Source organism: Rhizobium sp. 01T417, from assembly GCF_056398905.1.
This window is the reverse complement of the sequence record NZ_JBFTQH010000059.1, coordinates 21,070-27,275: the sequence shown is the minus strand read 5'-3', so window position 1 is coordinate 27,275 and position 6,206 is coordinate 21,070. Positions and strand designations below refer to the sequence as shown.

Below are 6,206 nucleotides of genomic sequence, written 5' to 3'. Positions count from 1 at the left end.
GTGGTTCCTTCCAATCAGGTTGGTGTCAGCAACCCGACTTTACCGGAGAACTTCGATGACCGCCGCTCGCTCGCTACAGCGCTGATGAGGGCGCGCTCCCGAGCGGCTTCTCTACCGCCGAACTACACCACTCGGCGGGACACGACCACAGGCGGACGCGATCGATATTATCAGGGCATTCGATTTAAGTGCAATTATCCTGCATCAATACTGCATTTAATTCCGTTTGCTTTCCTATTTTATACGGCTCAACGTTCAAGGCGCGGCCGGTTTGGCTGCGACCGATTTGGAGCGTGCAATGGCTGATCAGGAAGACATTCCCCTTTGAGTGGCAGCGATGTGAAGCGCCCCCACGTCGTCGGTGTCGGCTACGGCCGCAGCAGGGCCTAGAACACCTATCAACAGCCGGACGACGTTCCAATGGATGCGATAGGCGCTGAGAAATGGATAAGCGCAGGCAAGGTCTGACCCCCTTGTGGCGGCGGGTGGTAAATGTCTGTCGTCTATCGTTGAATCGGCCCGCCTGCCGGCAGTGAAGAGCAGGAAGCACATCATGTCTAATCCAGCCACAGTCCTGGATGATTACAAGCCCCGGTTCCTCGTCAGGTGGTTTTGCTCGACCAACCACAAAGATATCGGGACGCTCTACCTGCTGTTCTCGATCATGGCCGGCGTTCTCGGTACCGCGCTTTCCGTGTCGATCCGCATGGAGCTGCAGGAACCAGGTTTGCAGTTATTCGACGATCCCGGTGGCTACAATGTTGTCGTCAGTGCCCATGGGCTGGTGATGATCTTTTTCGTCCTCATGCCGGCACTGATAGGTGGCTTCGGCAATTGGATGGTGCCAATCATGATCGGCGCGCCGGATATGGCTTTTCCGCGCTTGAACAATCTCTCGTTCTGGCTGCTGGTGATATCGTTTCTGCTGTTCATCACCTCAATGTTTGTTCCCGGAGCGCCCGGTACGCTCGGTCATGGCGGCGGCTGGACGCTCTATCCACCCTATTCGACGGACGGTCAGCCAGGGCCGGCGGTCGACCTCGTTATCCTGTCGATTCACATGTCGGGGGCCTCCTCGATTCTCGGCGCGATTAATTTCATCACCACGATCCTCAATATGCGTGCGCCCGGCATGACGCTGCATAGGATGCCTCTGTTCGCCTGGTCGATGCTGGTCACCGCCTTCATGCTGCTCATGTCACTGCCGGTGCTCGCCGGTGCGATCACAATGCTTTTGACAGACCGCAATTTCGGGACGGCCTTCTTCGCGCCGTCCGGCGGCGGAGATCCGATCCTCTACCAGCATCTGTTCTGGTTCTTCGGTCATCCCGAAGTATACATCATGATCCTGCCTGGTTTCGGGATCATAAGCCACGTCATCTCGACCTTCGCCAAGAAACCGATCTTCGGCTATCTCGGAATGGCCTATGCAATGGTAGCGATTGGCGCGATTGGCTTTGTCGTGTGGGCGCATCATATGTATACCTCCGGCCTGTCTGCGGACACCCAGCGCTATTTCGCCTTCGCCTCAATGGTCATCGCCGTTCCAACCGGCGTTAAGGTATTTTCATGGCTGGCGACCATGTGGGGTGGATCGATCGATTTCAAAACGCCGTTGCTCTGGGCTCTCGGCTTCGTCCTGCTCTTCACCATTGGCGGCGTCACCGGGATCGTGGTTGCCAGCCCCGGCCTCGATCGCGTGTTACACGACACTTATTTTGTAGTCGCGCACTTTCACTATGTACTGTCGCTGGGTGCCGTCTTCGCCATCTTTGCCGGTTTTTATTATTGGTTTCCGAAGATGACTGGTTATATGTACAGCGAGACGCTCGGCAAGGTGCATTTCTGGGTTACGTTGATAGGCGTCAATCTCGTCTTCTTCCCTCAACATTTCCTTGGCATGGCTGGCATGCCGCGACGCTATGCCGACTATCCCGACGCTTTCGCGGGCTGGAATTTCGTCTCCTCGATCGGGTCCTACATTTCGACGGCTGGGCTCATGGTCTTCTTTATAACGGTGGTGGAGGCTTTCAGCCGCAAACGTAAAGCCGGCGCCAATCCATGGGGCGAAGGGGCGACCACGCTCGAATGGCAATTGCCGTCGCCGCCACCCTTCCATCAATGGCAACAACTGCCGCGCATTCTCTGACGTGCGCCTCCGGTTCCACATCAAGACCTGTGGTCGCTGCGACCTTTGGTCGGGAGAACGTGAAAGAGACTACAGATCCAGACAAACAAATCTGTTGAATTGATTATAAGGTAGAATGACTTGGTGGACGTTGCTGCATCTAACTTCGACTTGGAGAGCCCCGAAGCAACCGCTAGTTCTGAACGGTCGCAACTTGACACGTTGCTTTCGAGCATTCGTGCCTGTCGCGCATGTGCTAGGGAATTCAGCCATGAACCACGCCCAGTGATCCAAGTAAACTCTGAGACCCGCCTCTTGATCTGTGGCCAAGCCCCGGGCCGACGCGCCCATGAGAGTGGACTGCCATTCGATGATCCCTCAGGCGATCGTCTGCGTGAGTGGCTTGGGCTAGATCGCGACACGTTCTATGCAGACTCGCGAATTGGCGTGGTCCCAATGGCGTTCTGCTTTCCAGGCACCAATCCTAAAGGCGGCGACTGTCCGCCACCGCCCCGCTGCGCCGCGCTCTGGCGACGGTCTCTCCTGGCGTGCCTTCCGAGGGTGGAACTGACGCTTATGGTCGGCAGTTACGCTCAACGGTGGGCCTTGCAGCATACCTCAGAGCGGTCGATGACCGCGACCGTCGCCGCATGGCGCGACTATGGTCCCGCGGTGATCCCGCTGCCTCATCCCTCGTGGCGCAGTACAGTCTGGCTGCGTCGCAACCCATGGTTTGAGAACGAGGTGGTGCCTCATCTGCGCACCCGGGTTGCTGCTATGCTAGGCAACGCGGCTGCACCTCTTTAACCGTCATGATAGATCTGATTGTCTCGATCAATTCGGCTAAGGTCAGGTCCGATTCCCGTAACCGCCTGGTCAGGCGCGGAGTCCCGCCAAGTCGCGATGGACAAATGCCGCCGCGCACCAGCTTCGATTTCCGCCTCGTCCAATCCTTAGGAGCGACCCAACGTTGGGCACGCTGAAATCGTACTGCTCGGTCCGCGAAGAATGTCACGCGTTCGAGCCGCTCGCGGACGGACAAGCATGTTGCGTGCCGTGGCCTGACGCCGGCGCTCGGCGCCCCCCCGCACGTGAGACGGTCGGGCCTGGGGGCGAGGTCCCCCGCAGCGAGATCCCCGGAATTCCATGTCGGTGTCCGCCGTGAACCCACGGTTCACGAAACCGGCCTGTTCGGACATGTGATCAATTCGACATGATCCGGTTCAATCGGTCATTTTCAAGCAGCGAGCGGGTTGCGCCGCCGAAGATCCACTCCCTGAACCTGCTGTGGCCGTAGGCGCCGGATATGGTCAAGTCCGCATTCATCGCTTCGGCCACATCGGCGATGCTTCGACCGTCGGATTTTTCCGAAAACACGTCCGCCTTCGCCTTTACGTCGTGAAGGGAAAGAAAGGCGACAACATCGTTCAAGCTTGTCCAGGTTTCATCCGTCGCGCCATCGTCGATCGTGATCACATGAACCTCTTGAGCCAGTTGCAGAAACGGCATGGCGTCGACAACTGCGCGCCTGGCTTCACGCGTGTCCTTCCACCCGACAAGAACCTTATTGAGTCGGGAACTCTGCTGATTGGTCGAAGCGACGAATACAGGTCGCCCTGCCTGAAGAATTAGGTTACCTAGATCAGCGGAACGATGAACGTCGCCAGAAGAGACCACCTCTGGCGGCGCCGTGACGATGAGATCGGCCATACACGCCGAGTCGATCAGCAAACTGGTCGGATTGCCTACCGCGCCGTGCCATTCCGTCTCAACCGTTGTGCCAATAAGACTTTTGAATTCCGCGCGACGGTCTTCTAGGCGTCGCTCGATGTTCTTCAACTGACGCACCGTGCTCTCACCTCCAAAGCCCACTCCTCCGTCCATCATGACGGGCGGCGGAACATCGGCAGCCGAAAAGCCGATAAGGCGCGCATCGAACCGCCGACCCAGATCGACACCGAGCTGGATGACGGGCGCGACCATACCGTCGATGTTGAGATTGAGTAAGATTGACTTGTACGTCATTTGATCTTCCTTCAGTAATGAGCCTCTAAACGAGTGCTGGACCGGGGGCTTGCCTGAGGAGCGCTTTGACAAAAGGCAGACGCCTTGGGACATTAAAAAACTCGACGGTACTCGAGCATCTCACGAAGAACTCTCAGGTTCGGCCAGCCGTCGTTGTTGTCCCTACTTGAACAGGTCCAAGCAGTTCGCCTTTTGTGGCCAATCTTTTCCGGGTATCTTGAATCCGCCAGGCCTTGGGCCCCACCGGCGCAATACGGGTGTTGCAATGTCCTACTGCGTTGTGTCTCCTCGCAGTCACCGGCATTCTGCTCAGCGATTTCTGATTGCGTTCTCCTCTGATTGCTGTGCCCGAGCGCGTTGCTAAGTCGCCATCTGTTGCTCTATTTCCGCCTCGGCCTTCAGGCTCTCAAGGTCGCGGAAGATCGAAGCGATAGCCAGCGTACGCCCCGCGCGCTTGAAGCGCAGCACGCAATCCTTAGCGATGAGATCCTCATCGACCTCGATCTCGTCCCATTGCGCGGCATGGCCGACATAGTTGATGGGAACATCGTAATGCTGGCTCCAAAAGAACGGTACAGCGATGAATTCCTCGCGATGGCCAAGCATATTGAGGGCCGCGGTCCTCCCCTGCCTCTCTGCGACCACCCAATGCTCGACCCGAATGTACTCGCCACTGTGGGGATCGGGCCACCGCGCAATATCGCCAGCCGCGAAGATCCCTCGTGCACTCGTCTCGAGAAACGCGTTCACGACTACACCATTGTCAACACGCAGGCCCGCTTTTTCGGCAAGCTCAGTCCGCGGTCGCACACCAACGCCCGCGACGACGAAATCCGCACTCAGGATATCGTCATTGCTGAGCTTCATCTTCGTGCCGTCGACGCTGCTGACGGTATTCTCGAGATGGAATACGACACCATTCTCCTCGTAGAGGGCGCGGATGAAGTCGCCCATTTGCGGGCCCAGGATCCGCTCCATGGGCCGTTTGTCGGGCGCCACGACATGAACTTCGATATTGCGCGCGCGCAGGGCCGCGGCAACCTCCAGACCGATGAAACTGGCGCCGACCACGACGGCGCGCCGTGCTGTCATGGCCCGCTCAATGATAGCCTTGCAATCTGCGATCGAGCGCAGCGTGTAAACGTGTGGCTGGTCCGCACCGGGAATGGTAAGGCGGACCGGTTCAGCTCCGGTCGCAAGCAACAGCCTGTCGTACGGGATCCGGACCCCGGCCGCGAGAACAACCTCGTTAGAACCTATATCGATGCTGGCCACGTTCGCATTGAGACGGAGATCAATATCGTTCTTTGCGTAAAAGCTTTCGGCGCGGAGTAGGATCCAATCCTCCGGTGCTTTACCGGCGAGGTAGTCTTTAGAAAGATTGGGCCGATCAACGGGGGGCGTGTCGTCGTTGCTAAGCATGACGATGCTGCCTTGATAATGTTCGCGCCGCAACGTCTCGACTGCTGCGAACCCCGCCGCGCCGCCCCCCACTATGACGATCCTATCCGGATCCTCGCGGGAGCGTCCATCGCGCTGCTTCGGTACCGTCCGCTTGCGCTTTTCTTTCACAAATATCCGACCATCGCGCTGCTCTACATGCCAGCAAGCGAGCGGACTAAAGGCAGGCGCATGCAGGGCCTCGCCCGTACGCAAATCGAAGCAGGCGTGATGCCATGGACACCGGATGGTATCCTCAACTACAAGTCCGTCGACGAGCGGCCCGCCATAATGCGTGCATGTCGCCCCGATCGCGAAGATCGCGTCTCCGCGGCGTACCAACAACACCTGCTCGTCGCCGTAATGGCCAAGAAGCTTTCCTCCATCGGGAAGATCGGCAAGCGCGATGCCCTCGACAAGATCCGGCCCGTTTAGTTTGGTATGGACTTCAGCCATATCCTTCTCCTTGGCGATCGGGTGGTAAAATCGTCGATACAGCGAAGCGGGAACTCGGAGGTCAACTAGCCAGAATCTTCTGTCTGGTTAGCGCCCATCACGTTTCAGTCGGTCGAGCGTTTCGGTCTACACCGAAGACGGAAATTATAGTCGACGC

4 protein-coding genes are annotated in these 6,206 nt (G+C 57.9%); 2 read left to right on the top strand and 2 right to left on the bottom strand.

The features are described from left to right. The first annotated feature begins 553 nt into the window (after positions 1-553). Positions 554-2,149 carry a cytochrome c oxidase subunit I gene (gene ctaD, locus AC1DPR_RS29775; protein WP_477817821.1) on the top strand — a complete coding sequence of 532 codons (1,596 nt, stop codon included), beginning with the start codon at positions 554-556 and terminating at the stop codon, positions 2,147-2,149. A gap of 123 nt (positions 2,150-2,272) precedes the next feature. Further along, positions 2,273-2,935: a uracil-DNA glycosylase family protein gene (locus tag AC1DPR_RS29770; protein ID WP_477817820.1), complete on the top strand. Its 663-nt coding sequence runs from the start codon at positions 2,273-2,275 to the stop codon at positions 2,933-2,935. A 396-nt stretch (positions 2,936-3,331) separates the two neighbouring features. On the opposite strand, the gene AC1DPR_RS29765 is transcribed toward AC1DPR_RS29770, so the two are convergent. After that, positions 3,332-4,246, bottom strand: coding sequence for a universal stress protein (locus AC1DPR_RS29765; protein ID WP_477817819.1), 915 nt, complete (start codon positions 4,244-4,246; stop codon positions 3,332-3,334). 267 nt (positions 4,247-4,513) lie between these two features. Continuing rightward, positions 4,514-6,049, bottom strand: a complete 1,536-nt coding sequence (locus AC1DPR_RS29760) for an FAD-dependent oxidoreductase (protein ID WP_477817818.1) — start codon at positions 6,047-6,049, stop codon at positions 4,514-4,516. Positions 6,050-6,206: the final 157 nt, after the last annotated feature.